A 24,683-nucleotide genomic window follows, 5' to 3' on the forward strand; every position below is an offset into this window, starting at 1 on the left:
CAATCCCGCCGCTCCCCGGCCAATTCGAGGGGAGCGGCACGGAGCGGTCGGAAAAGGCGCGATAATTGCTGGATGCCCGGGACTGGCCGGGCGCTCGCGAACGAGGTGTGAGATGACGGAAACGACGACACCGCCACCGAACGCGCCGCTGCCCGCCGCTTCCCTCCGGCGTCTCGTTCCGCGGATCTTCTCCCGCGCCCAGCCGGTCGGCGCCGTGGACACCCTGCTCCGGACCGTGCGGATGCACCACCCGAAGGTCGACCTGTCGATCATCGAGCGCGCGTATACCGCAGCGGAACGCGCCCACGAGGGGCAGGTGCGCCGCAGCGGAGAACCGTACATCACCCATCCGGTCGCGGTCGCCCAGATTCTCGCAGACCTCGGCATCGGTCCGAAGACCGTCGCAGCAGCCCTGCTGCACGACACCGTTGAAGACACCGAGTACACCCTCGACCAGTTGCGCGCCGACTTCGGCGACGAGATCGCGATGCTCGTCGACGGCGTGACGAAGCTCGACAAGGTCAAGTACGGCGACAGCACCCAGGCCGAGACCGTGCGCAAGATGATCGTCGCGATGTCCAAGGATATCCGGGTACTGATCATCAAGCTCGCAGACCGGCTGCACAACGCGCGCACCTGGGGTTTCGTTCCCGCAGAGTCCGCGGTGCGCAAGGCGACGGAGACGCTCGAGATCTACGCCCCACTCGCGCACCGCCTCGGGATCCAGACCATCAAGTGGGAGCTCGAAGACCTGTCCTTCGCGGTCCTGTATCCGAAGCTCTACGCCGAGATCGAAAGCCTCGTCAAGCAGCGCACCCCGCAGCGCGAGGAATTCGTGCAGCACGTGATCGACGCGATCGTCGAAGACCTTAAGGCCGCGCGCATCCGCGGCAAGGTCGCCGGACGCCCCAAGCAGTATTACTCGATCTACCAGAAGATGGTCGTACGGGGACGCGAATTCGACGAGATCTACGACCTCGTCGGCATCCGTGTCCTCGTGAACTCGGTTCGGGACTGCTACGCCGTTCTCGGAGCGATCCATGCCCGCTGGACGCCGCTGCCCGGCCGGTTCAAGGACTACATCGCCACACCCAAGTTCAACCTCTACCAGTCCCTGCACACGACGGTGCTCGGCCCGAGTGGTCGTGCCGTCGAGATCCAGATCCGCACCCAGGAGATGCACCAGCGTGCCGAGTTCGGCGTCGCGTCGCACTGGAAGTACAAGGAGCAGACTACGGGCAAGAGCTCGGGGCCCGGCCCGCAGAGCGACACGGACATGGCCTGGCTCGCGCACATCTCCGACTGGCAGGCCGAGACCGCGGACCCCGGCGAGTTCCTGGACTCGCTGCGCTACGAAATCGGCGCCAAAGAGGTTTACGTCTTCACCCCGAAGGGCCGGGTGATCGGTCTGCCGACGGGAGCGACCCCCGTCGACTTCGCATACGCCGTGCACACGGAGGTCGGCCACCGCACCATGGGTGCCAAGGTCAACGGGCGGCTGGTGCCCCTCGAGAGCCCATTGGTCACCGGCGACGTCGTCGAGGTCTTCACCTCGAAGAACCCGGACTCCGGGCCGAGCAAGGACTGGCTCAACTTCGTCAAGAGCCCGAGGGCCCGCAACAAGATCCGGCAGTGGTTCACCAAGGAACGCCGCGACGAGGCCATCGAACAGGGCAGGGACGCCATCGCCCGCGCGATGCGCAAGCAGAACCTTCCCCTGCAGAAGCTGATGAACCAGGACTCCTTCGCCGAGGTCGCAGCGGTGATGAAGTACGAGGACGTCTCCGCGCTCTACGCCGCGGTCGGCGAGGGGCATATCAGCACGCAGTCGGTGCTCGAGAAAGTCGTCGCGACCCTGCAGAGCGTCGAGGAGAGCGATGCGACCGATCTGCCGTTCGCGCCGAACGGACGCACCCAGACGCTGCGCAACAGCGACTCCGGGATCCTCGTCCGCGGCGCCCCGGACATCCTGGTCAAACTCGCCCGTTGCTGTACCCCGGTTCCGGGAGACAAGGTAGTCGGCTTCATCACGCGCGGCGCCGGAGTCTCCGTGCACCAGGCATCCTGTCGCAATGTGCAGTCGCTGCTCAAGGAACCGGAGCGGATGATCGAGGTCGATTGGGCCCCCACATCGAAGAGCCTGTTCCTGGTCCAGATCCAGATCGAGGCCCTCGACCGCTCAGGACTCCTGTCGGACGTGACCAGGGTGCTCTCCGAACATCACGTCAACATCCTTTCCGCGACCGTGCACACCTCGAGCGATCGGCTGGCGATCAGCCGTTTCGTCTTCGAGATGGGCGACACGACTCACCTGGACCGGGTACTCAACGCCGTGCGTCGCATCGACGCCGTCTACGACGTCTACCGCGTCAACGACGGGTAGGCTTCCCGAGCGCCTGCATGGCCGTTTCCGCGGCGTCGAGCTGGACGAGCGCCCTGTGGGTGTACGGGAGGCGGTCGATGGCGCAGGCACGCCGCGCCGCCGAGGTGTCCGGGTGGCCGGCCAGGCGGAGCAGTGTCGCGATCAGCGCCGCCGGGGCGGGAGACTTTGGGGGCGGCCAGCGCGCGAGGTCGAGTGCGGTGCGCAGCGGCCGGGTGACGAGCAGGCCGCCCGGCTGGATGCCGTCCCTGTGCGCGGTGCGGGCGCCGACGCGGATCGTGTCCTCGAGGTCGCAGACGACCTCGCGGACGCCGAAACGCGGTGACGGTGGGAAGTACGCCCGCGCCGTGATGGGCACGCAGAACTGGTGGCGCTCCGGCTCGGGAGCGAGACCATAGACCCACGCGGCGGTCAGCCGTTCCGCGATCGCCTTGACGGGTACCAGGAGGGCAAGGGACCGCGCCCGTTGGTCCCGGTCTTCCGCGAGGTCCACCGGGCTCCAGAAATCGCCGACGCGGAACAGCTCTCCGTCCAGGCACAGGCTCGAGAGCTCTGCGAGGGGGAGATCGCCCGGGGAAAGGACGTCGGGGAGTCGGATGGGCACTTGGACAGGGTGCGCCCCGGAAGTACACGAAAGCGACGGGGCTCCGGCATCTGTGGACAGATACCGGAGCCCCGTCGCTTGTGGACGGACTCCGCGGGTCGCCGCTTACTGGCCGATGGCCTTCAGCCACGCCTTACGGGCCTCGAGCGCTTCGCGGGCGTCCGTGATCGCGCGGGCGTCGGTTCCTGCCTCTGCGGCCGCGAGTTCGGCCTCGAGCTTGGCGATCGCGTCGTGCAGCTGGCCGGCGAGGCCCTCCGTACGCGCCTTGGTCTCGGGGTTGTTCCGCACCCAGTGATCGTCATCGAGCTTGCGGACGGCCGTTTCGACCTTGCGCATGCGATCTTCGACGACCTTGACGGAGTCGCGGGGAACCTTGCCGATCGCGTCCCAGCGGCGCTGCACGGAGCTGAGCGCGGTGCGGGCCTTGGTGCGGTCGGTTTCGGTGAGGAGTGACTCGGCTTCGGTGAGGAGCGCGAGCTTCTCGACGAGGTTCCCGGCGAATTCCTCGTCGTCCTGGGCGTCGATCTCAGACTTGACGGAGTACAGCACGTCTCCGGCGGCCTTGAACTTCGCCCACATGGCGTCGTCCTGCTTCTTGCCGCTGCGGCCGGCGAGCTTCCACTCGTCGAGCAACGTGCGATAGGCGGGGATCCCGTCTGCGCCCTTCGGCGCGAGCGCCTCCGCCTGCTCGATGAGCTGTTGCTTGCGGTTGCGGACGTCCTTGTGCGCCGTGTCGAGCTCGGCGAAGAACGCCTTACGGTTCTGCTCGATGGTCGTGCGTGCAGCGCGGAAACGCTTCCAGAGCTCGTTGGCCTCACCCTTGGGGATGCGAGGAGCATCGTGCTGGTGCGCCTGCCACTTGGCGAACAGTGAGTCGAGGGCTGCGCTCGTCTGCTTCCACTGCGTCTTGGCCGGGTCTTCCGCTGCGAGCGCCTCGGCCTCCTCGACGATCGCGGCGCGTTCGGCGACGGCGGCCACTGCGGCGGCCTTCGATTCGGCACCCTGCTGCTCCGTGAGTTCGCTGACGGCGCCGCCGAGGGCGCCGAGACGCTCCACGAGGGCCGCGAGGTTGCCGACGGCGTTGGCCGTCGCAACGGTCTTCGCGAGGTGCGAGACCGATTTTGCGATGTCCGCAGCCGGTGCGCCGCCCTTGGCGCGCTGTTCGAGAAGGGTGACCTGTCCGTTGAGTTCGACGTACTTGCGCTCGAAGTAGGCCAGGGCCTCCTCCGGCGTCGCGTCAGGATACTGGCCAACCGCGCGTTCGCCCGACGCTTCGCGCACGAAAACCGTGCCGGATTCGTCTACGCGACCCCATGGTTGCTGATCTGTCGTAGTCAAGAGTCTCACCTTAGATGTCGATGTGTGTGTGCCCACACTGGGCCAATACCCGGTCAAGCCTATTGCAAGGCCCGGACTGCTGGAACTACTGGACGCTGAAGGCGCTGATTAACGTGGTGACCTTGGGGGCGCCGTCCGTCGAACCGTCGGCGACTCCGGCGTCCGTGATCTGCGCCTTCACCTGGTCGAGTCCGCTCGTGACATGGCCGATCACCGTGTAGCCGCCTGCGGCATCCGCCGGGATGGTCGAGTCTTCATAGAGGATGAAGAACTGGCTGCCCTGGCTGTACCCATTTGCGCTTTGGCGTGCCATAGCGATCGATCCCGCCGGGTAGACGTTGTCGGCCGGCGCGTTCTCGACGGGCCCATAGCTGTAACCGGGGCCGCCTGAGCCGTCGCCTGCCGGGTCGCCGCACTGGAGCACGTAGATCCCCGAGGTCGTCAGGCGGTGGCAGGTCAGGTCGGAGTAGAAGTCGGACTGGACGAGGCTGATCGTGGACGAGACCGCCTGCGGGGCCGCGGCGCCGTCGAGTTCGATCCCGAGGTTGATGCCGTTGAGGCCGAGGGCTCCCGTCCAGGTGCGGCCCTCGGCGAGCGTGCTCGGAGGGACGGTTCCGGTGTTCGCGCCGGCCGCAGCGGTCGGGGTCGCCGTCGGTGTGGCCGTGGGTGCTGCCGTTGCGGAGGAGCTCGGCGCCGTGGTGCCGGGACCGCCGTTGAAGAAGTAGACCTGGGCGACGACGGCGAGCACGGCGACGACGAGGACGGCGATGCCTGCGACGACGTTGTCCCTGCGGCGACGGGACTGCTGGTGTTCGTGAACAGCCCGGCGTGCCTGGTATGCGCGAACCCGGATGCGGGCCTCGCGCTCGTCGCGATCCTGCTTCTTGTTCGCACCCACGGCTGTCCTCCAGGAGTTCACGCGGACTCGTTCCGCAACCAGCTTGAACTCTACAACGCGAGCACCGCAGCTCGAACGCCGGTGTCAGCGGTGCGAACTACGCTTGAGGCATGGTCGATGGACAACCCGGACTGCGCAGCGGCGCAACACCCCTCGCGGTACGGATGCGCCCGACGACCCTCGCTGAAGTCGCCGGCCAGCGGCACCTTCTCACTCCCGGCTCGCCCCTGGTCAGCCTGGCCAGTGACAAGTCGGGGGAGCGCGGCGCGGTTTCGGTGATTCTCTGGGGTCCGCCCGGCACAGGGAAGACGACCCTCGCCCAGGCGATCGCGCACAGTTCCGGCCGTCGTTTCGTTGAACTCTCCGCCGTGTCCGCCGGCGTGCGCGACGTCCGGCAGGTGATGGAGGAGGCGCGCACGAGCCGCGACCTGTACGGACTGTCGACCGTGCTCTTCCTCGACGAGATCCACCGGTTCAGCAAGGCCCAGCAGGATGCGTTGCTGCCCGGGGTCGAAAACGGGGTCATCATCCTCGTCGCCGCGACGACCGAGAATCCCTCTTTCTCCGTGATCGCGCCCTTGCTGTCCCGGTCCCTCCTGCTCACCCTCGAAACGCTCAGCGACGAGGACCTCGGGGTCGTCATCGACAGGGCCGTGACGGATGCGCGAGGCCTCGCCGATCGTTTCGTGCTCGAACCGGAGGCCCGCGCCACGATCATCAGGCTTGCCTCCGGCGACGCCCGCCGTGCGCTCACGGCGCTCGAGGCGGCATCCGTCTCTGCCGCGTCGGGTGCGGATGCCGATGCCGATGCCAGAGGCGAGCCCGACGCCCGCCCCGTCATCACGAGCGACACGGTCGCCCTCGCCGTCGACAGGGCGCTGCTGCGCTACGACCGCAACGGCGACGAGCACTACGACGTGATCAGCGCCTTCATCAAGTCGGTACGCGGATCGGACGTCGATGCGTCCCTGCACTACCTCGCGAGGATGATCGAGGCGGGGGAAGACCCGAGGTTCATCGCGCGCCGCATCATCGTCCTCGCGTCGGAAGACATCGGCATGGCGGACCCCCAGTCCCTCGTAATCGCGGTCGCCGCCGCCGACGCCGTGCAGCTGATCGGGATGCCGGAAGGGCGGATCCCGCTCGCCCAGGCCGTCGTGCACCTCGCGACCGCACCCAAGTCCAACGCCGCGTACATGGCGCTCGACGCGGCGATCGCTGACGTCCGCGCCGGCAAGGCCGGCCGGGTGCCGAAGCACCTGCGCGATGCACACTATGCCGGCGCCAAACGACTCGGGCACGGCAAGGGCTATCGTTACCCGCACGACGACACCGTCGGCGTCGTGCGGCAGCAGTATCCGCCGGACGAGCTCAAGGCGGTCCGCTACTACGAACCCACCGAACACGGCAACGAACGCGAAGTCTCGGCACGCCTCGGCAAGCTGCGTCGGATCATCCGCGGAGAATAACGGCGGGCGCGCGCGACAGGCCCGAATGCAGTCCTGCACCCAGTCCCGCACAGGCACGGCCGTCGGGGTCCGGTGTGGTATTCTTTTGAGGCCTACAACTGGCATCGGCATGCGGCTGCGTCCGATTCCAGGTTGGAGAGGAAGCCCTGTAGCCGGGCGCCCCGTGGCACACCCCTCTGATCTCCCATGACGCCTGCTCACGTGCGGGCGCCCTGGATTCCACCTTTTCTGTTGCTCGTTCCATTGAAAGGACACCGTGTCTACCAAGTCACGTACCCGCAGTAAGACCCGCCTGTCGCGGGCCCTGGGCATCGCCCTGACCCCGAAGGCCGCTCGCTACCTCGAGAAGCGTCCGTACGCTCCGGGCGAGCACGGTCGCACCAAGCGCAAGACCGATTCCGACTATGCCGTGCGTCTCCGCGAAAAGCAGCGCTTAAGGGCTCAGTACGGCATCCGCGAGGCCCAGCTCAAGATCGCATTCGAAGAAGCCCGTCGCGCCCAGGGCCTGACCGGTGAAAACCTGGTCGAGATCCTCGAGACCCGCCTCGACGCACTCCTCGTTCGCGCGGCAATCGCCCGCACGACAGCGCAGGCCCGCCAGATGGTCGTGCACCGTCACATCCTCGTCGACGGCCAGCTCGTCGACCGCCCCTCCTTCCGCGTGAAGCCGGGCCAGCTCATCCACGTCAAGGCTCGCAGCGAGGGCATGGAGCCGTTCCAGGTCGCCGCTGCCGGCGGACACGTCGACGTGCTCCCGAAGCTGCCGCCGTACCTCGAGGTCGAGATCGACAAGCTGCAGGCCCGCCTCGTGCGTCGCCCGAAGCGCATCGAAATCCCCGTGACGTGTGAAGTCCAGCTCGTCGTCGAGTACTACGCAGCCCGCTAGGTTCCGCTGCCCGTCGTCTGGCGGCATCTGAACTACGCTGGAGAGCGGATCACCCCCAAGGGGTGGTCCGCTTCGTGCGTTAACCGGTGCAGTACGCCGGGTGCCAAGGCATGCCCCTCTCGGAATGGATGGAGTCACCAGTGTCAGGTGGAGATATCGCGGGCCTCGCTGCCGCCGTCGTGTTTGCCGTTCTCGTCGGGCTCCTCGCCGTCCCGCTGCTGAAGCTCGGCCGGGTGTTCGACGAGACGACCGTGGCCATCCATGAGCTGAGCCAGAACGTCGCGCCGCTCCTCTCCGAAACCACCACGACCCTGCAGGAAACAAACAAACAGCTGGCCAGGGTCGACACGATCACCGGAAACGTCGCGGACGTGACGGGCAATGTCTCGGCACTCGTCGCGCTGTTCGCCGCGACCGTCGGCGGACCGCTCATCAAACTCGCAGGCTTCTCCGCCGCCGTCAGGGCGGGTTTCCGCGCGGCATCGCCGACGCGCGCAGGCCGTCGGCGCGGGTAGTCGGCTACGCTGGAAAGAGGCTGGTCGAGTCCGGGATACGCCGGCCGCACCATACGCGCGGCCATCGCGCATTTCTTATCAGGGTCTCCACACCGTTCAGGGAGCATTTGTCATGAAGAATTTCATCTGGTTGGTCATCGGGGTCGGCATCGGATTCTTGATCGCGCATGAAGCCAACAACACGCGTCAGGGCAAGCTGTTCTTCAGTGACCTCGACACCAAGGCCCGCGAGTTCGGCGAGGCCATCTCCGATGGCTACCGCAAGCGCGAGGCCGAGCTGCGCGACGCGCTCGGCGACGTCGCCGACGCCGGAACGGACGCGCTCGGCGGAACGACCCGCCCCTGAGCAACGCTCGGCCCTCGCTACTTTTTCGCCTATTCATTTTTCAACGAACTACGGAACCCATGCAGACTGCTGAAATTCGCGGGCGCTGGCTCGACTTCTTTGCCGACCGCGGACACACCGTCGTACCGTCGGCGTCACTCGTCAGCGACGACCCCACCCTCCTGTTCACCGTCGCCGGGATGGTGCCCTTTGTGCCCTATCTGACCGGCCTGGTCCCCGCGCCGTATCCCCGTGCAACGAGTGTGCAGAAATGCATCAGGACCAACGACATCGAAGAAGTGGGTAAGACCCCCCGCCACGGTACGTTCTTCCAGATGAACGGCAACTTCTCCTTCGGGGATTATTTCAAGGAACAGGCCATCGGCTACGCCTGGGAGCTCCTGACGAAGTCGGAGGCGGACGGCGGCTACGGATTCCAGGAGAGGGACCTCTGGGTCACCGTCTATCAGGATGACGATGAGGCGTTCCGCTACTGGCGCGCCCTCGGTCTGTCGGAGGACCGCATCCAGCGCCTCGGTATGGACAGCAACTACTGGTCTACCGGCCAGCCGGGTCCCGCGGGCCCCTGCTCCGAGATCTTCTTCGACCGCGGCCCCGCGTACGGTGCCGACGGCGGCCCGGCGACGGACGACGACCGGTACGTCGAAATCTGGAACCTCGTCTTCATGCAGTACCTCAGGGGCGAGGGGACCGGCAAGAACGACTTCGTCATCCTCGGCGACCTCCCGAAGAAGAACATCGACACCGGCATGGGTCTCGAACGTGTCGCCTTCCTCAAGCAGGGCGTCGAGAACATGTACGAGATCGACCAGGTCCGCCCGGTCCTCGATCGCGCTGCCGCGCTCTCCGGGCGCCGCTACGGCGCCGTGCACGACGACGACGTACGCATGCGCATCGTCGCAGACCACGTGCGGTCCTCGCTCATGCTGATGAGCGACGGCGTCACGCCGTCCAACGAGGGTCGCGGCTACATCCTCCGGCGGCTCATGCGCCGCACGGTACGCGCCATGCGCCTGCTCGGCGTGGACGTCGCGACCTTCCCCGAATTGTTCCCCGCCGCGCGGGATGCCATGATGAGCGCGTACCCCGAGGTCCACGGCGACTACGCCAGGATCAGCCAGGGCGCGTACGCCGAGGAGGAGACCTTCCTCCGCACCCTCGCGAGCGGCAGCACGGTCCTCGACGTCGCGGTCGCGAAGACGGTCAAGGCGAAGAAGACCGAACTGCCTGGGGACACCGCATTCCTGCTGCACGACACCTACGGGTTCCCGATCGAGATCACGCTCGAGATGGCGGAAGAAGCCGGGCTGAGCGTCAACCGGTCGGCATTCGACGCCCTGATGGCCAAGCAGCGCTCGATGGCGAAGGCGGACGCGAAGGCCAAGAAGACCCACCTCGCCGACCTCTCCGTCTACAGCGCCTTCCGCGCGTCAGGCGAGACAGTGTTCACCGGATACGAGGAACTGCAGACCGAGTCCAGCGTGCTCGGGATCATCGTGGACGGCGCATCCGTCACGAAGGCGGTCGCGGGCGAAATCGCAGAAGTGATCCTCGCCGAGACCGCGCTCTACGCCGAGTCCGGCGGCCAGGAGGCCGACGCCGGCCTCATCGTCGGCCGCGGTTACGAGCTCGAGGTCCTCGACGTTCAGAAGCCCGTCAAGGGCCTGATCAGCCACAAGGTGCACGTCACAAGCGGTGAGGTCGGCGTCGGGGACCCCGCAACGAGCGTCGTCGATCCCGACTGGCGACGCGGCGCCCGCCAGGCGCACTCCGGAACCCATGTGCTGCACGCGGCACTGCGCCAGGTCCTCGGCCCGAACGCGCACCAGTCCGGCTCGTACAACAAGGCCGGATTCTTCCGTCTCGACTTCTCCTGGAACCAGGCGCTCTCTGCCGCGACCCGCAGCGAGATCGAGGAGATCTCCAACAACGCGATCCGCGACAACCTGCCCGTCGTCACCCGTGAGCTTCCCCTCGCGGAGGCGAAGGCACTCGGGGCCATGGCGCTCTTCAGCGAGAAGTACGGCGACCGGGTTCGCGTGGTCGACATCGGCGGACCCTGGTCAAGGGAACTCTGCGCAGGGACCCACGTTGGTTCGAGCGCTGAGATCGGCATGATCAACCTCGTCAGTGAGGCTTCGGTCGGGTCCACGAACCGCCGCGTCGAGTCCCTCGTGGGCCTCGAGGCCTTCCGGGACCTCGCAGCGGAGCGGGCGATCGTCTCCCAGCTGACCGCGAACCTCAAGACTCCCAAGGAACAACTGCCCGAACGCATCGGCGAACTGCTCACGAGCCTCAAGGCCGCGGAGAAGAAGATCGCGGCCTTCGAGGCGAAAGCGCTGACCGAACGCGTCCCGGCGCTCGTCGCGACCGCCCAGCGCGCAGGGGCAGTACGCCTTGTCGCCGAGAACCTCGGCACCCTGCACTCTCCCGATGAGGTGCGAATGCTGGTCACGGCGACCCGGGCGCAGCTCGGCTCCGACCCCGCAGTGGTCGCGCTTGCGGCCGTCGTCGACGACAAGCCTGTCATCATCGTGGCCACCAACGCTGCGGCGCGGGAGACGGGCCAGCGCGCCGGAGCGCTCGCGAAGCTCGTCGCCGGCATCCTCGGCGGCGGCGGCGGCGGCAAGGACGACCTCGCCCAGGGCGGCGGAACCGACGTCGACAAGATTGCGAGCGCCCTCGTCGCCGTCCGCACCACGATCGCGGGCTGAAGAATGCGGCATGGCGTGCGGGTCGGAGTCGATGTCGGCACGGCCAGGATCGGTCTCGCGATGAGTGACCCGCACGGCATGCTCGCGACCCCCGTCGAAACCGTTCCCAGGGACGGGAACGGCGTCACCGATGTCGCCCGCATCATCGCTGTCGTCCAGGACCTCGGCGCGATGGAGGTCATCGTCGGCCTCCCGCTCGCCCTGTCCGGAAAACACACCGCGTCGACACAGGACGCCGTCGGCTTTGCGGAGGTGCTCGCCCTGGCCGTTCCCGTTCCCGTGCGCCTCGTCGACGAACGGCTCTCGACCGTCGCCGCCCAGGGAGTCCTCCGCACGGCAGGCCGGAAGGCGAAGACGCAGCGCCCGGTCATCGACCAGGTTGCGGCCACCATCATCCTCCAGCACGCTCTCGACACCGAACGCGGTCTCGGACATCCGCCAGGTTCGGCCGTTGCGCCGGCCGTCCCCGCCACGCCACCGTCGCCAGCCGCCCCGATCGAAGGGTCCTGATCGTGTCCCACCCACCGCTCGACCCCCGGGACGACCCGGCAGGCCAGAGCTCACCGGCGCCCCACGCGCACGGTACTCCTCCGAGTCCCGCTCCCGGCGAGGAAACCCCGGTCAATCCCTGGGCATCACTGCTGACTCCGCACGCCGGGACGACGGCGTCCGGCGAGCCGGACCACGCAGGGGCCTCCGCCGACCGCGGTGACTTCCCGACCCGCCGGTCGCTCCGCACGACCGCCCAGGTTCCGTCGACGTCACGATCGAGCCGCCGCTCCCAACTCGGCTCCGAGCCACCGCGACCGGCCAAACGGCGTCGCAAGGGCGGCTGGGGCTGCCTGATCGCCCTCGTCGTGCTGGTGGCGCTCGTGGCGGGCGCCGTCTTCGCCCTGCAGGGCCCGATCTCCCAGCTCCAGGCGACCCTCGCCGGTCCCGCCGACTACTCCGGGTCTGGCGAGACGAAGGTCGTGGTCATGATCCACGACGGTGAGACCGGATCCGACGTGGCGAACACGCTGGTGGCCCAGGACGTCGTCAAGAGCTACGACGCCTTCTACAAGCTCCTGCTGAAGGTCACCCCCGCTCCGGTCTTCCAGCCGGGCGCGTACCAGCTCATGACGAAGATGAGCGCGAGCGCAGCGCTCACCGTGCTGCAGGACCCCGCCAGCAAGCTCGAACAGACCGTCGTGATCCCGGAAGGAACGGCGGAGGCTGACATCCTCCAACTGATCAGCGAGGGGACGAACCTCCCGCTCGCCGACCTCCAGGCGGCGTCCACCGATGTCGCGGCCTTCGGCCTTCCCGCAGAGGCCACTACCCTCGAGGGCTTCCTGTTCCCCGCGACGTATACCTTCGCTCCGGGCATCACCGCGAAGGACGCGCTCAAGACCCTCGTCGACCGCCAGTTCCAGGCCCTCGACTCCGCAGGGGTCGCGGCCGCCGACCGGTGGAAGACCATCGTACTCGCCGCACTCATCCAGCGGGAGGCCGGCCTCGCCGCCGACTACCCCAAGGTCGGCCGGGTGTTCCTCAACCGGCTCGACAGGGCCCAGTGGGAGAGCGGGCTGCTGCAGTCCGACGCGACGGTGGCATACGGAACCGGCCACACGAACGTCGTCACGACGACGGATGCCGAACGCGCCGACGCGGGCAACGCATACAACACCTATGTCCACCCCGGACTCCCGGTCGGCCCGATCTCGAACCCGGGAGACCTCGCGATCAACGCAGCCCTGCACCCCGCCGACGGAACCTGGTTGTACTTCGTGACCTGGAACCTCGATACCGGCGAGACCATCTTTTCGACGACCGCAGCCGAACACGAAGCCGGTGTCGCCCAATGGCAGGCCTGGATGAAGGACCACCCCGAATATGGTTGAGCGCACGACACCTCCGCTTCCCGAGCGCGAGAACGACGGAAAGCCTGTGGAAGGATAGTGGGCATGCTTCGTTGGCTCACCGCAGGAGAGTCCCACGGCCCCGAACTCATCGCCATTGTCGAGGGTTTGCCCGCAGGGATCCCGGTCACACTCGATTCGATCCGCCTCGATCTCGCGCGCCGCAAACTCGGCTACGGCCGGGGCGCCCGGATGACGTTCGAGCAGGACGATCTCACCATTTCCGGCGGGGTCCGGCACGGATTCACCCTCGGCGGGCCGGTCGCGCTGCGGATCGGCAACACCGAGTGGCCCAAGTGGTCACAGGTCATGAGCGCTGATCCCGTCGAGACAGCGCCGGGCGAGGCCCAGAGCACCCGCGGCCGCGGCGCCCCGCTCACCCGGCCCAGGCCGGGCCACGCGGACCTCGTCGGCATGCAGAAGTACGGCTTCGACGAAGCCAGGCCCGTCCTCGAGCGGGCCAGTGCTCGCGAGACCGCCGCACGGGTGGCCCTCGGTGCCGTCGCACGGTCGTTCCTCGCCGAGCTCGGCATCCGCCTGGTCAGCCATACCCTGTCGATCGGGCCCGTGCGCGTGCCCGAAGACGCCCCGCTGCCCCACCCGGACGACGTCGGGACGCTCGACGCCGACCCGCTGCGCTGCTTCGACGCGGAGACCAGCGCGCTGATGGTGGCCGAGGTCGACCAGGCCCACAAGGACGGCGACACCCTCGGCGGTGTCGTCGAGGTGCTGGCATACAACCTGCCGCCCGGTCTCGGTTCGTTCGTGCACTGGGACCGGCGACTGGACTCCCAGCTCGCAGCGGCCCTGATGGGCATCCAGGCGATCAAGGGCGTCGAGGTCGGGGACGGTTTCCTCACCACGACCCGCCGCGGTTCGCACGCGCACGATGAGCTCGTGCAGTCCGACGGCCGCATCCAGCGGGTCAGCGACCGCGCAGGCGGTACGGAGGGCGGCATGAGCACGGGAACCGTGCTGCGAGTGCGTGCAGGCATGAAGCCGATCGCGACGATCCCCCGGGCACTGCGCACCGTCGACGTCACGACGAGCGAGGCGGCCCCCGCCCACCACCAGCGGTCGGATGTCTGTGCCGTTCCTGCCGCAGGCGTCGTCGCCGAGGCTATGGTCGCGCTCGTTCTCGCCAACTCGGTGCTGGAGAAGTTCGGCGGCGACTCGATCGACGAGACCAGGCGGAACCTGGAGTCCTACCTCGCGCATATCCCCGGCAACCTCAAGACGGGCGCGTCGAGCGACGCCTCGCTGTGACCCCGGCGGCACTGTGACAGCGGACCTGCCCGCCGTGCCGGAACCGGCAGGGGACGGTGACCTCCCGGACTTCCCGCTCGTGCTGATCGGGCCGATGGCCGCTGGAAAGACCAGGGTCGGCAAGCGGGTGGCGAGGGTGCTCGGCGTTCCATTCGTGGACACCGACGCGCTCGTGGTCTCCGGACACGGGTCCATCGCGAACCTCTTCAGCCGGTACGGCGAAGGACACTTCCGGGCGCTGGAACGGATCGCCGTCGGCCAGGCCCTCGCCACCAGGGCCGTCGTGTCCCTCGGTGGGGGAGCGGTGCTCGATCCGGGTACCCGCGCCGACCTCGCCCGGTGCCGGGTCGTCTACCTGAGTGTGTCGGAGCAGGCCGTCGCCGGCCGGATCAACGGGGGCAAACGGCCGCTGCTTGCCGGCGGGCTCTCCGACTGGATCCGCATCTACGAACTTCGCCGCCCGCTCTACGAAGAGCTTGCCGGCCTCCACATCGACACCTCGAATCGCCAGATGGACTCCATCGCCGACGATGTCGTGGCCTGGACCCAGAGAGGGCAGAACACGCATGACTGACGTTCACAACACCACCGAGACCGCCGGGACCGCCGGGACGACCGTCATCACGGTGTCCGGAACCGACAGCTACCCGGTCATCATCGGCAGGGGACTGCTCTCCGAGGTCGCCGAACAGCTCGGCCCGAAGGTCGGCAAGGTGCTGATCGTGCACACCTCCACGCTCGGCGCGCGCGCCGTCGCCCTCCGCGAGGGCCTGCTCGCGCACTACGAGGTGCTCATCGCCGAGGTCCCGGATGCCGAGGCCGCCAAGCGGGTCGAGGTCGCCGCGTTCTGCTGGCAGGTGATGGGCCAGGCCGACTTCAGCCGGACGGACGCCGTGATCGGCTTCGGCGGCGGAGCCGCGACCGACCTAGCCGGTTTCGTCGCAGCGACGTGGCTGCGCGGCGTTCGCCTCGTCCAGCTCCCGACGAGCGTGCTCGGCATGGTCGACGCGGCCGTCGGCGGCAAGAACGGCATCAACACCGCCGAAGGCAAGAACCTCGTCGGCACCTTCTACGCACCCGCCGCCGTGATCTGCGACCTCGACACCCTCGACGACCTGCCCCGCAACGAGATCCTCGCCGGCTTCGCCGAGATCGTGAAGGCCGGCTTCATCCAGGTGCCCGAGATCCTCGACATCGTCGAAGCGGATGTCGCGGCCGTGACCGATCCGAAGACGCCGCAGTTCCGCCGCGTGCTCGAACTCGCGATCGAGATGAAGGCCCGCGTCGTCGGCGCCGACTTCAAGGAATCCGGCCTGCGCGAGATCCTCAACTACGGGCACACCCTCGGCCACGCCGTCGAGCACGCCGAACGGTACGGCTGGCGGCACGGCGCCGCCGTCTCTGTGGGCATGATGTTCGCCGCGGAGCTCGCCCGGCTCAGCGGACGGCTGTCCGACGAGGCGGCCGACCGGCACCGCAGCATTCTCGAATCACTCACCCTGCCGACCAGCTACCCGGTCGGCCGCTGGAACACCCTGCTCGCCACCATGCAACGCGACAAGAAGACCCGCAGCGGCATGCTGCGTTTCATCGTTCTCGACGACATCGGCAAGCCGACGGTGCTCGAGGGCCCGGACACGTCGCTGCTCTTCGCCGCGTACCAGGAAATCGGCTCCTAGCGACGTCGTCGAGGAATGGGTCCTAGAATGATGCCCTGAGCGGGCAGGGACCCGGTCGCCGACCAGAGTCGATCGGAGGACACGCAGTGAACCAGTGGACCGTGGGGTCGACAGGCGAACCCGTTCGGGATGTCGTGCTGAAACTGGCCAGGGCGCACGAGTCCGCATTCGGCTCGGCATTCGGTGCCGGAACAGGTGCGGGGCCGGCCCGCCTCTTTCCGCCCTTCGGTGCGGACGCCCACGCCGATTCGACCAGGCACGCGGATGCCCGCGGCGGCGTCCGCAGGCTTGTCCAGGAGTCCTGGGAACGGTCACTGTCACTGCAGATCGATCCCGCCCGCCCGGCACCCGAGCCGGAACTGTCGTCCGACGCGCTCAGGGAGCTGCGCGACCAGCATCCGCTCTCCGCGGTGCTTCCTGTCGTCCAGAACCTCTTGATCCGGCATTCGCTCGAGTCCGGTCTCATCGTCGCCATCGGGGACGAGTCGGGCAGGCTGCTCTGGATCGACGGCGACCGCACCGTACGGCGCCAGGCGGAGGGCATGCTGTTCGTCGAGGGAGCCGACTGGTCGGAACGCCGGGTCGGGACGAGCGCCCCTGGGACGGCGCTCGCGCTCGACCACGGAATCCAGATCCAGCGGGCTGAGCACTTCAACCGGCTGGCGCACTCGTGGAGCTGCACGGCCGTGCCCATCCACGACCCCGATTCCGGCGTCATCCTGGGCGTCATAGACGTCACGGGCGGGGACGACGCAGTTGGTCCGCAGACACTTCCGCTCATCGAGGCCGCAGCCTGGGCGATGGAGGCCGAACTGCGGATCCAGCGGCTGCGCGATCGAAACGACAACGGACCAGGGCACGGAGGCCCGCGCGATCGCGCGATCGTGCGTGTCGCAGGATTCACGCAGGCGCCCCCGCCCACGACCAAGAGACGCCCGACGAATGCGCGGGTGTCTGTGCTCGGGCGCGACACCGGGTTCCTCGAGAACGGCCTGGGGTCCTACGAGCTCAGCCCGCGACACGCCGAGATCCTGACCCTGCTCGCCTGGTACCGGGACGGCCTCACCGCCGACCGGCTGTCCCAGCTGCTGAGCGACCAGTCGAACTCCGTCGACAACCTGCGCGCGGAGATGGTGCGCTTGCGGAAGGTCCTCGACGGGACGACGCCGCCCATCTCGATCGCCTCCCGGCCGTACCGTCTCGGTTCGCCGGTCGAGCTGGACGCCCAGCGCGTGCTCGCCCTGCTCGAACGCGGCGCCCACCGGGTGGCGCTCGGCACCTACCGCGGGCCGCTGCTGCCTGCCTCCGTCGCCCCCGGCATCGTCGAGATCCGCTCGGAGATCACTTCCCGGCTGCGGCAGGCGCTGCTGAGCGACGCGAGCCCCGACCTGCTCCTCGGGTACGCCCGAAGCGACGAGGCGGCCTGGGACGAGGAGGTCTGGCGCGCGTGCCTGGAGCTGCTGCCGTCCCGGTCGCCGAAACGGGCATCCGTCGTCGCTCGCCTCGCGAAGATCGAGGCGGACCTCGCCGAAACCGGCGCCCCAGGTGGCGGGCGCAACCTCCCGCAACCCTGACGCAACGGTCCCTCCGCGTACGCTCGGGCCAGGTCCGCAGCAGGCGGACCCCACCGACAACGCCGTCGACGAGGAGAGAAATGACCGTCTATGCCAACCCCGGGACCCCGGGCGCCAAAGTCACCTTCAAGCCCCGCTATGAGAACTGGATCAACGGAGGCTGGGTCAAGCCCGTCAAGGGCCAGTACTTCGAAGACATCTCGCCGGTGAACGGGAAGCCGTTCGCCGAGGTCGCCCGCGGAACGGCGGAGGACATCGAACTCGCGCTCGACGCCGCCCACCGGGCCGCGCCGGCCTGGGGCAAGACGACGGCGACGGAACGCGCCGCCGTGCTCAACAAGATCGCCGACGTCATCGACGCCAACAAGGAACTGCTCGCCGTCGCAGAGACCTGGGACAACGGAAAGCCGATCCGCGAGCCGCTGAACGCCGACCTGCCGCTCGCGAGCGACCACTTCCGCTACTTCGCCGCGGCGATCCGGTCGCAGGACGGCGACCACGCTGAACTCGACAACGACACCGTCTCCTACCAGTTCCACGAGCCGCTCGGCGTGGTCGGCCAGATCATCCCGTGGAACTTCCCCATCCTGATGGCCGTCTGGAAGCTCGCCCCCGCCCTCGCGGCAGGGAACGCGATCGTGATGAAGCCCGCGGAGCAGACCCCGGTGTCGATCATGGTGCTGATCGAACTGATCGGCGATATCCTGCCGCCCGGCGTGCTCAACATCGTCAACGGGTTCGGCCTCGAGGCGGGCAAGCCGCTCGCGTCTTCACCGCGGATCCGCAAAATCGCGTTCACGGGCGAGACCACGACGGGCCGCCTCATCCTGCAGTACGCGAGCGCCAACATCATCCCTGCCACGGTCGAACTCGGCGGCAAGAGCGCGAACATCTTCTTCAGCGACGTCGCCCAGGAGCAGGACAGCTTCTACGACAAGGCCCAGGAAGGTTTTGTGCTCTTCGCCTTCAACCAGGGCGAGGTCTGCACGGCACCGAGCAGGGCACTCCTGCAGAAGCCGATCTACGAGAGCTTCCTCGGCAGTGCAATCGAGCGCACCCGCAAGGCGATCCAGGGCAACCCGCTCGACACCGACACCCAGGTCGGGGCGCAGGCGAGCAACGACCAGCTCGAGAAGATCCTGTCCTACATCGACATCGGCAAGCAGGAGGGCGCCCGTCTCGCCCTCGGCGGTGAGCGTGTCGACCTCGGCGGCGACCTGAGCGGCGGCTACTACGTGCAGCCGACCATCTTCGAGGGCAACAACAAGATGCGCATCTTCCAGGAGGAGATCTTCGGGCCGGTCCTCGCGGTCACGAGCTTCTCCGATTACGAGGACGCGATCTCGATCGCCAACGACAACCTCTACGGGCTCGGCGCGGGCGTCTGGTCCCGGAACGGCAACGTGGCGTACCGGGCCGGCCGCGACATCCACGCCGGCCGGGTGTGGGTGAACAACTACCACCACTATCCTGCCGGTGCCGCGTTCGGTGGGTACAAGAGCTCTGGCATCGGCCGCGAGAACAACAAGCTCGCCCTCGGGCACTACCAGCAGACCAAGAACCTGCTCGTGTCCTACTCGGAGAAGCCCCTCGGCTTCTTCTAAACGACATGGTGCCGAAAGGGGCCGCCGCTATCAACCGGTGGCCCCTTTCGGCCGTCCCGCACCTCGACTACCGTTGGTGCACATCCCGCCCGATGACCATCGAGCGTGAATCGAACGACGAAAGGCCAGGCAATGTCGCCAGCAGCGCCCTCAACAACCACGGTCATCGCCTCCGTCACGGTTCCGGGGGAGACCACGCCGCGCGTCGAGTTCACGCCGGCCGCCGTCGACACCCTGCGCGAGCTCTGGGCCGAGTTCGGGCCGCTGATGTTCCACCAGTCGGGCGGATGCTGCGACGGCAGTTCGCCGATGTGCTTTCCGGCAGGGGAGTTCATCACCTCAGACCGCGACGTGCTGCTGGGTCGACTCGACATCGCGCCGGCCGGTGAAACGGCCCAGGCTGTCGACTTCTGGATGTCGGCGGAACAGTTCGAATACTGGAGCCACACGTTCCTGACGGTCGACGTCGTTCCCGGCCGGGGCAGCGGCTTCTCCCTCGAGGCTCCGCGCGGCGTGCGTTTCCTGATCCGGTCCCGCCTGATGGAAAGCTTCGGCTGAGGGCTCGTTCGGGAAGGTCGTGCCCATCCCCGGTCGTTCCCGGCTCACGACAGGGGGTGGCCGAACTCGAAGAGTGACCGTTGGCCCGCCTTTGGCTCTCAGCCCCCGGGCAACTACACTCGTTTGAGGCCGATTCGGCCGCGCACCTTCCTAACTGAACTGAATGAACGGAAACGCTTTCCATGGCATCAACCGCCGATATCCGAAATGGCGTCGTCCTCAACATGGACGGCCAGCTTTGGGCCGTCACCGACTTCCAGCACGTCAAGCCGGGCAAGGGCGGCGCTTTCGTTCGCACCAAACTGAAGAACGTCGTCACGGGCAAGACCGTCGACCGCACCTTCAACGCCGGAGCCAAGATCGAGACCGAGAACGTCGACCGCCAGGACTTCCAGTACCTGTACGCGGACGGCGACTCCTACGTCTTCATGGACGTCTCCGACTTCGACCAGCTCACCGTCTCCAACGTGGTCGTCGGCGAGGCCTCGAACTTCCTCCTCGAGAACCAGAACGTGACCATCGCACTCCACAACGGCAACCCGCTGTATGTCGAGCTGCCGGCATCCGTCGTGCTCGAAATCACGTACACGGAACCCGGCCTGCAGGGCGACCGCTCCACCGGCGGCACCAAGCCCGCCACCGTGGAGACCGGGTTCCAGATCCAGGTCCCGCTGTTCCTCGAACAGGGCACCAAAGTCAAGGTCGACACCCGCACCGGTGACTACCTCGGCCGCGTCAACTAGTGAGCGCACGAACGAAGGCGCGTAAGCGCGCGCTCGACATCCTGTACGCCGCCGACGTGCGGCAGACGACGATCCCCGAATCGCTCGCCGCCGAGGCGCAGCGGGCAGCGAGCGAACCCGCGCGGATGGCCTCCTGGCTATACGCGCGCGAGATCGTGGACGGCGTCGTCGATCACCGCGAGGAGATCGACGAACTCATCGAGACCTACTCGCAGGGCTGGACGCTCAAGCGGATGCCGGTCGTCGACCGCGCCATCCTGCGGATCGGGATCTGGGAGATCCTGTTCAACGATGCCGTTCCTCACGCCGTCGCGATCGATGAGGCCGTCGAGGCCGCGAAGATCCTGTCGACGGATGATTCGGCCGGGTTCGTCAACGGATTGCTCGGCAGGATCGCGCAGACGGCCCCGCCCGCGTCGGCTGCTCCCGCAGCACCCTAGGCTCGTCCGCACCGTCCCGTACCGCTCGTCCAGGGGAAGATCATGAGCAACGACACTCCAGAGCCGTTCCCGTCCTACCCGGACCAGTCCGGTCTGCCGGCGTCCCCCGAGCCGGTAACCCCGCACCAGGATTCGCTCCAGCCGTACCCGCAGCAGGACTACCCGCAGCAGGAGTACCCCCAGGTGCCCCGCACGAACACGCTCGCGATCGTGTCCCTCGTGTCCGCGTTCGTCGTGTCCCTCGTCGCCGTAATCACGGGGCACATCGCGCTCGGCCAGATCGCACGCCGCGGTGAACGGGGGCGCGGCCTCGCCATCGCGGGTCTTGTGCTCGGCTACGTGGGACTGGCGTCCACCGTCGTCCTCGTCGTCCTCTCGATCCTGTTCGCGGCGGCCTTCGGACGGGTCTTCCTGAACATGGCCCAGCACGGCGGCTTCGGCGGGCCGGTCACCTCGGCGACGAGCGAACCTGACGCCTCGCAGGGCTTCCTGCCCAGTGGCACGCTCGGCGCGGCTCACTTCGACGATGGTTACCTGTCCGTCGGCACCGGCAGCCAGATCGTCGACGAGTACATCGACCCGATGTGCCCGTACTGCGGCCAGTTCGAGGCGACCAATGGCGCGCTGCTCGCGAGCCGCGTCGATGACGGCTCGATCACACTACGACTGCACGCGCTGACCTTCCTCGACCAGGCTTCCCAGGGCACGTATTACTCGAGCAGGGCATCAGCCGCGCTCACCTGCGTCGCAACACTCGCTCCGGACTCGACCCTCGACTACCTCGCGGCCGTGTTCGCGAACCAGCCGCAGGAGAACACCCAGGGTCTCACTGACGCTGAACTCGCCGCGCTTTCGCCGGCCGGTACGGACATTTCCGCCTGCATCGCCCAGGGCGACTACCAGATGTGGTCGGAGGCCAACACCGATGCCGCCCTCAACGGGCCCATCCCTGGAGCGGAGATCGACTCGATCCAGGGCACGCCGACCGTGCTCGTCGACGGGGCCCAGTACCCGGGCGGACTTACCGACAGCCGTGAGTTCGAGGCATTCCTCGACTCAGGTTCAGGATTCGGCCAGTCGACGACCGAGGGGTCGTCGGGCGCCTGAGCGCAATCCGGCCTGGCTACAGGACGGAGTAGAGGCCTTCGAGGGCGCTCGCGATCGAGTCGAAGCTGCCGATCCGCTGCCCGTCTTCGTTGACCAGCAGGAACCCACGCGGCGTGCGCTCAAGGATGCCCGCGAGTTCATCGGTCACATCGTGACGGACCTCCCAGCGTGCCGGGCCGGCGTCCACGACGGAAAACAACTGAACGAGGTCCGTCCGCTCCATTCAAATCCTTCATCTGTGCGTGCTTTCGCCAGCGGATGCCTGCCGCGGGATAATCCTGACGTGTGCCGGGCGCGACCGCAACTGCTGTCGGGTGAACACCCGGTGACGGTGACGGTGTTGGCCAGGCGGAGCAGGTCAGGCGGAGCAGGACAGAGTGCGATGGCCGGGGCCAGGATCCGTGAGTGCGGCTGATCGGTCCTGGTGCCGGAGAGGTGCTCAGGGACGCCGCGAGCGGTCGTCCGGTCCGCGAGAACGATCGTTTCCGCCGCGGGGCTGCCGGGCGCCCGGAGTGCGACGAGGCGCAGGGAACCGGCCTCGAGAAGTCCGTATCCGTCCGCACGTCGCCGACTCGTCGGCAGCGTTGAGGTCGCTCCGCCACTGTCGGCGTGAGCCGTCGGCTGGCAGACTGGCGGGGTGAATCCAGAGCCGATCCCGTCATCCGCTGCACCAGACGGTCCGCAGGCGTCGTCTCCAATCCCGCGGGTCGACCTCTATGCCAATGGTCAGACCAAGGCGAGCGGGTGCACCCTCGATGGCGAGCTGCACGGTGAGTGGGAGTGGTTCCGCACAGACGGCACCCTGATGCGTTCGGGAGAATTCGATCGCGGCCGGCAGGTCGGCGTCTGGTGCACCTGGGCCACGGACGGCAGCCTCGTCAAGGAAACCCGCTTCCATTGACCGAGCTCGGTCTGAAGTACGAGGCTCATGACGGAAACCGCCTAATGAGATGAGTGAATCTCGCATTTGTGTTCGATTTGGGGTAGAATCGGGGTATGGCAGGAGCTTCGGATTCCCAGTCACACACCCCGCAGACACCCCGTTCCGGGGCCGCGGGTGATCAGCCCATCGTGGGTGTCGAGTCGGCCCATCCCGTGGCGGTTGCCGTGGGTTTCGAGGGCGCTGAAGGTCTGGCTGGGTCGGTGCCGTCGGTTCATGCGGATGCTGTCGCCCGGCTCGCCGAAGCCCAGGCCGCTCTGACAGAGGCCCTGGCGGCGATCCCGGTCGGGCTGCTCAGCGACACAGAAGCGGTGAAGGCGCTCAGCACGGTGGAAGCCATCGGGCGGACGGTGGATGCGGCCCGGGTGAACACCGCGACGGATGTGGACCGGCGGGCCCGGGTGCTCGGCCGCGAGGGTCTGGCCTGGCGGATGGGCTGCAAGGGTCCGTGGGATGTGCTCACCCGGGTGACGCGGGTTTCGGGGCGGGAGGTGAAGCGGCGCACGAAGCTCGGCGACGCGGTGTTGCCGCGGCCGTGCGGCGGGAGTAGCTGGTTGCCGCCGTTGTTCCCGACGGTCGGGGCCGCGCTGACCGCTGGGGAGATCGGTGTGGAGACGGCGGAGTTGATCGTGGAGGGGTTGCAGGTGATCAGTCACCGGGTGGCGCCGGATGACTTGTTGACGGCGGAGCGTGCCCTGGTCGCCACGGCGGCCGGGCTGATCACCCCGGAGACGGAGGATTTGGCCGGGGCAGGAGTGCCGGTGACCACGGACCTGATCCGGGGCATGGTCGCGCAGTGGCAGGCCATCCTCGACCCCGACGGGGTGCTCCCGCAGGAGGACGTGTTCGAGGCGAAGTCCAACATCGGCTTCGGACAACTCAAGAACGGCTTGTATCCGGTGAAGGGTGGGGTGACACCGGAATTGTTCGGGGTGATGAACACCCTCTTCGACGCTTTCCTGAGCTTCCACGCCCGCCCGGCGTTCCCCACCGCCGAGGAACAGGCCCTGATGGATTCGGGGCAGTTGGTCCCCGGCGCCGAGGCAGCGGACGGCGAGACCGACACGGGCCCGGATCTTGACGTGATCGAGGCGGAGCTGCGGGAGCGGCGCGCGGACACCCGCACGGGCGGGGAGAAACGCGCTGACATCCTGCAGGCGTTGTTCGAACACGCCGCCCGGGACACGGACACGCCCAGCATGGGCGGGTCGGCGCCGACGGTGATGGTGCACGTGAACGCGGCCGACCTCGCCTCCGGGATCGGGGTCGGGTGGATCGACGGGGTCGAAGCGCCGGTGTCGCTCAAGACGGTGCATCAGCGCATCTGTGACGGCGGCTTCCAAGGGGTCCTGTTCGGGGCGAACAACCAAGTCCTCAAGCTCGGTCCGGAACGGCGCTACTTCAACCGGGCCCAACGCCGGGCGATCACCGCCCGGGACGGCGGCTGCATCATCCCCGGGTGCAAGGCCCCGGCGCACTGGGCCGAGGTGCACCATGTGAAGCCGTGGGCCACCGGCGGCCCGACGAACGTGGACAACGGGGTGCTCCTGTGTTGGTTCCACCACCACACCATCGACACCTCGGGGTGGGAGATCCGCATGGTGAAAGGATCACCGCAGGTCCGGGCCCCCGGGTTGATCGACCCGCACCGGCTCTGGCGGCCACCGAACCGACACCGCGCCCACCAGGTCCTCACCGGACCACCCAGACGCGACTGACCC

General features: G+C 67.8%; 24 protein-coding genes. 20 read left to right on the top strand and 4 right to left on the bottom strand.

The annotated features are described in order from the left end of the window. Nucleotides 1–112: 112 nt before the first annotated feature. Nucleotides 113–2,383 carry a bifunctional (p)ppGpp synthetase/guanosine-3',5'-bis(diphosphate) 3'-pyrophosphohydrolase gene (locus tag RCH22_RS05845; RefSeq protein ID WP_134449452.1) on the top strand — a complete coding sequence of 757 codons (2,271 nt, stop codon included), beginning with the start codon at nt 113–115 and terminating at the stop codon, nt 2,381–2,383. Here the strand turns inward: RCH22_RS05845 and RCH22_RS05850 are convergent. From RCH22_RS05850 to RCH22_RS05860, 3 genes are all read right to left on the bottom strand, one after another. Continuing rightward, the gene (locus RCH22_RS05850; RefSeq protein ID WP_327013144.1) at nt 2,370–2,984 is read right to left on the bottom strand and encodes a hypothetical protein; all 615 of its coding nucleotides are present in this window, start codon (nt 2,982–2,984) and stop codon (nt 2,370–2,372) included. The genes RCH22_RS05845 and RCH22_RS05850 overlap by 14 nt on opposite strands. 105 nt (nt 2,985–3,089) lie before the next feature. After that, nucleotides 3,090–4,322, bottom strand: coding sequence for a DUF349 domain-containing protein (locus RCH22_RS05855; protein WP_327013145.1), 1,233 nt, complete (start codon nt 4,320–4,322; stop codon nt 3,090–3,092). Nucleotides 4,323–4,407: 85 nt separating this feature from the next. Continuing rightward, nucleotides 4,408–5,241: a peptidylprolyl isomerase gene (locus RCH22_RS05860; RefSeq protein ID WP_327013146.1), complete on the bottom strand. Its 834-nt coding sequence runs from the start codon at nt 5,239–5,241 to the stop codon at nt 4,408–4,410. A gap of 89 nt (nt 5,242–5,330) precedes the next feature. Here RCH22_RS05860 and RCH22_RS05865 point away from each other — a divergent pair, with 89 nt between their 5' ends. The 16 genes from RCH22_RS05865 (at nt 5,331) to RCH22_RS05940 (ending at nt 22,022) form a co-directional block, all read left to right on the top strand. Next, nucleotides 5,331–6,689, top strand: coding sequence for a replication-associated recombination protein A (locus tag RCH22_RS05865; RefSeq protein WP_327013147.1), 1,359 nt, complete (start codon nt 5,331–5,333; stop codon nt 6,687–6,689). 256 nt (nt 6,690–6,945) lie between these two features. Further along, a complete protein-coding gene (gene rpsD / locus RCH22_RS05870; protein ID WP_134449457.1) occupies nt 6,946–7,575 on the top strand; it encodes a 30S ribosomal protein S4 in 630 nt (209 codons plus the stop codon). Between the two features lie 140 nt (nt 7,576–7,715). Beyond that, complete coding sequence (locus tag RCH22_RS05875) at nt 7,716–8,090, top strand: DUF948 domain-containing protein (RefSeq protein WP_327013148.1); 375 nt, start codon at nt 7,716–7,718, stop codon at nt 8,088–8,090. Nucleotides 8,091–8,202: 112 nt separating this feature from the next. Then, complete coding sequence (locus tag RCH22_RS05880) at nt 8,203–8,436, top strand: hypothetical protein (RefSeq protein WP_134449459.1); 234 nt, start codon at nt 8,203–8,205, stop codon at nt 8,434–8,436. A gap of 59 nt (nt 8,437–8,495) precedes the next feature. Further along, complete coding sequence (gene alaS / locus RCH22_RS05885; RefSeq protein WP_327013149.1) at nt 8,496–11,150, top strand: alanine--tRNA ligase; 2,655 nt, start codon at nt 8,496–8,498, stop codon at nt 11,148–11,150. Between the two features lie 3 nt (nt 11,151–11,153). Further along, a complete protein-coding gene (gene ruvX / locus RCH22_RS05890; protein WP_327013150.1) occupies nt 11,154–11,660 on the top strand; it encodes a Holliday junction resolvase RuvX in 507 nt (168 codons plus the stop codon). 2 nt (nt 11,661–11,662) lie between these two features. Further along, nucleotides 11,663–13,033, top strand: a complete 1,371-nt coding sequence (gene mltG, locus RCH22_RS05895; protein ID WP_327013151.1) for an endolytic transglycosylase MltG — start codon at nt 11,663–11,665, stop codon at nt 13,031–13,033. 63 nt (nt 13,034–13,096) lie between these two features. Continuing rightward, nucleotides 13,097–14,317, top strand: coding sequence for a chorismate synthase (gene aroC, locus RCH22_RS05900; protein ID WP_327013152.1), 1,221 nt, complete (start codon nt 13,097–13,099; stop codon nt 14,315–14,317). Between the two features lie 13 nt (nt 14,318–14,330). Further along, nucleotides 14,331–14,891 carry a shikimate kinase gene (locus RCH22_RS05905; RefSeq protein WP_327013153.1) on the top strand — a complete coding sequence of 187 codons (561 nt, stop codon included), beginning with the start codon at nt 14,331–14,333 and terminating at the stop codon, nt 14,889–14,891. Then, on the top strand, nt 14,884–15,996 hold the full coding sequence (gene aroB / locus RCH22_RS05910) for a 3-dehydroquinate synthase (RefSeq protein WP_327013154.1): 1,113 nt from the start codon (nt 14,884–14,886) through the stop codon (nt 15,994–15,996). The genes RCH22_RS05905 and aroB overlap by 8 nt, the downstream gene beginning before the upstream one ends. An 86-nt stretch (nt 15,997–16,082) precedes the next feature. Beyond that, entirely contained in the window at nt 16,083–17,570 is a 1,488-nt protein-coding gene (locus tag RCH22_RS05915) for a GAF domain-containing protein (protein ID WP_327013155.1), read from the top strand. 80 nt (nt 17,571–17,650) lie between these two features. After that, on the top strand, nt 17,651–19,174 hold the full coding sequence (locus tag RCH22_RS05920) for an aldehyde dehydrogenase family protein (protein WP_134449465.1): 1,524 nt from the start codon (nt 17,651–17,653) through the stop codon (nt 19,172–19,174). A 132-nt stretch (nt 19,175–19,306) separates the two neighbouring features. Beyond that, nucleotides 19,307–19,732, top strand: coding sequence for a DUF779 domain-containing protein (locus RCH22_RS05925; protein ID WP_327013156.1), 426 nt, complete (start codon nt 19,307–19,309; stop codon nt 19,730–19,732). 182 nt (nt 19,733–19,914) lie between these two features. Further along, a complete protein-coding gene (efp, locus tag RCH22_RS05930) occupies nt 19,915–20,475 on the top strand; it encodes an elongation factor P (protein ID WP_134449467.1) in 561 nt (186 codons plus the stop codon). After that, nucleotides 20,475–20,915: a transcription antitermination factor NusB gene (gene nusB, locus RCH22_RS05935; RefSeq protein ID WP_134559877.1), complete on the top strand. Its 441-nt coding sequence runs from the start codon at nt 20,475–20,477 to the stop codon at nt 20,913–20,915. Before efp ends, nusB begins: the two co-directional genes overlap by 1 nt. A 42-nt stretch (nt 20,916–20,957) precedes the next feature. After that, a complete protein-coding gene (locus tag RCH22_RS05940; RefSeq protein ID WP_327013157.1) occupies nt 20,958–22,022 on the top strand; it encodes a DUF4190 domain-containing protein in 1,065 nt (354 codons plus the stop codon). A 16-nt stretch (nt 22,023–22,038) separates the two neighbouring features. Here RCH22_RS05940 and RCH22_RS05945 read toward each other — a convergent pair whose 3' ends face one another. Beyond that, nucleotides 22,039–22,245, bottom strand: coding sequence for a hypothetical protein (locus RCH22_RS05945; protein ID WP_327013158.1), 207 nt, complete (start codon nt 22,243–22,245; stop codon nt 22,039–22,041). Between the two features lie 182 nt (nt 22,246–22,427). Here RCH22_RS05945 and RCH22_RS05950 point away from each other — a divergent pair, with 182 nt between their 5' ends. The 3 genes from RCH22_RS05950 to RCH22_RS05960 all read left to right on the top strand — a co-directional run bounded on the left by RCH22_RS05950 (nt 22,428) and on the right by RCH22_RS05960 (nt 24,680). Then, the gene (locus RCH22_RS05950) at nt 22,428–22,610 is read left to right on the top strand and encodes a hypothetical protein (RefSeq protein ID WP_327013159.1); all 183 of its coding nucleotides are present in this window, start codon (nt 22,428–22,430) and stop codon (nt 22,608–22,610) included. A gap of 49 nt (nt 22,611–22,659) precedes the next feature. Beyond that, on the top strand, nt 22,660–22,923 hold the full coding sequence (locus tag RCH22_RS05955; RefSeq protein WP_327013160.1) for a hypothetical protein: 264 nt from the start codon (nt 22,660–22,662) through the stop codon (nt 22,921–22,923). Nucleotides 22,924–23,018: 95 nt separating this feature from the next. Next, nucleotides 23,019–24,680, top strand: a complete 1,662-nt coding sequence (locus RCH22_RS05960) for a DUF222 domain-containing protein (protein ID WP_327013161.1) — start codon at nt 23,019–23,021, stop codon at nt 24,678–24,680. Nucleotides 24,681–24,683: the final 3 nt, after the last annotated feature.

The sequence above is a fragment of the Cryobacterium sp. GrIS_2_6 genome (assembly GCF_035984545.1).
Lineage (GTDB): Bacteria > Actinomycetota > Actinomycetes > Actinomycetales > Microbacteriaceae > Cryobacterium.

Excerpts from the sequence above, each read along its gene's own strand:
- RCH22_RS05845 (WP_134449452.1), top strand. The coding sequence starts at position 113 with ATGACGGAAACGACGACACCGCCACCGAACGCGCCGCTGCCCGCCGCT.
- RCH22_RS05865 (WP_327013147.1), top strand. The coding sequence starts at position 5,331 with ATGGTCGATGGACAACCCGGACTGCGCAGCGGCGCAACACCCCTCGCG.
- RCH22_RS05880 (WP_134449459.1), top strand. The coding sequence starts at position 8,203 with ATGAAGAATTTCATCTGGTTGGTCATCGGGGTCGGCATCGGATTCTTG.
- alaS (WP_327013149.1), top strand. The coding sequence starts at position 8,496 with ATGCAGACTGCTGAAATTCGCGGGCGCTGGCTCGACTTCTTTGCCGAC.
- ruvX (WP_327013150.1), top strand. The coding sequence starts at position 11,154 with ATGCGGCATGGCGTGCGGGTCGGAGTCGATGTCGGCACGGCCAGGATC.
- aroC (WP_327013152.1), top strand. The coding sequence starts at position 13,097 with ATGCTTCGTTGGCTCACCGCAGGAGAGTCCCACGGCCCCGAACTCATC.
- aroB (WP_327013154.1), top strand. The coding sequence starts at position 14,884 with ATGACTGACGTTCACAACACCACCGAGACCGCCGGGACCGCCGGGACG.
- RCH22_RS05920 (WP_134449465.1), top strand. The coding sequence starts at position 17,651 with ATGACCGTCTATGCCAACCCCGGGACCCCGGGCGCCAAAGTCACCTTC.
- RCH22_RS05925 (WP_327013156.1), top strand. The coding sequence starts at position 19,307 with ATGTCGCCAGCAGCGCCCTCAACAACCACGGTCATCGCCTCCGTCACG.
- efp (WP_134449467.1), top strand. The coding sequence starts at position 19,915 with ATGGCATCAACCGCCGATATCCGAAATGGCGTCGTCCTCAACATGGAC.
- RCH22_RS05940 (WP_327013157.1), top strand. The coding sequence starts at position 20,958 with ATGAGCAACGACACTCCAGAGCCGTTCCCGTCCTACCCGGACCAGTCC.
- RCH22_RS05945 (WP_327013158.1), bottom strand. The coding sequence starts at position 22,245 with ATGGAGCGGACGGACCTCGTTCAGTTGTTTTCCGTCGTGGACGCCGGC.
- RCH22_RS05960 (WP_327013161.1), top strand. The coding sequence starts at position 23,019 with ATGGCAGGAGCTTCGGATTCCCAGTCACACACCCCGCAGACACCCCGT.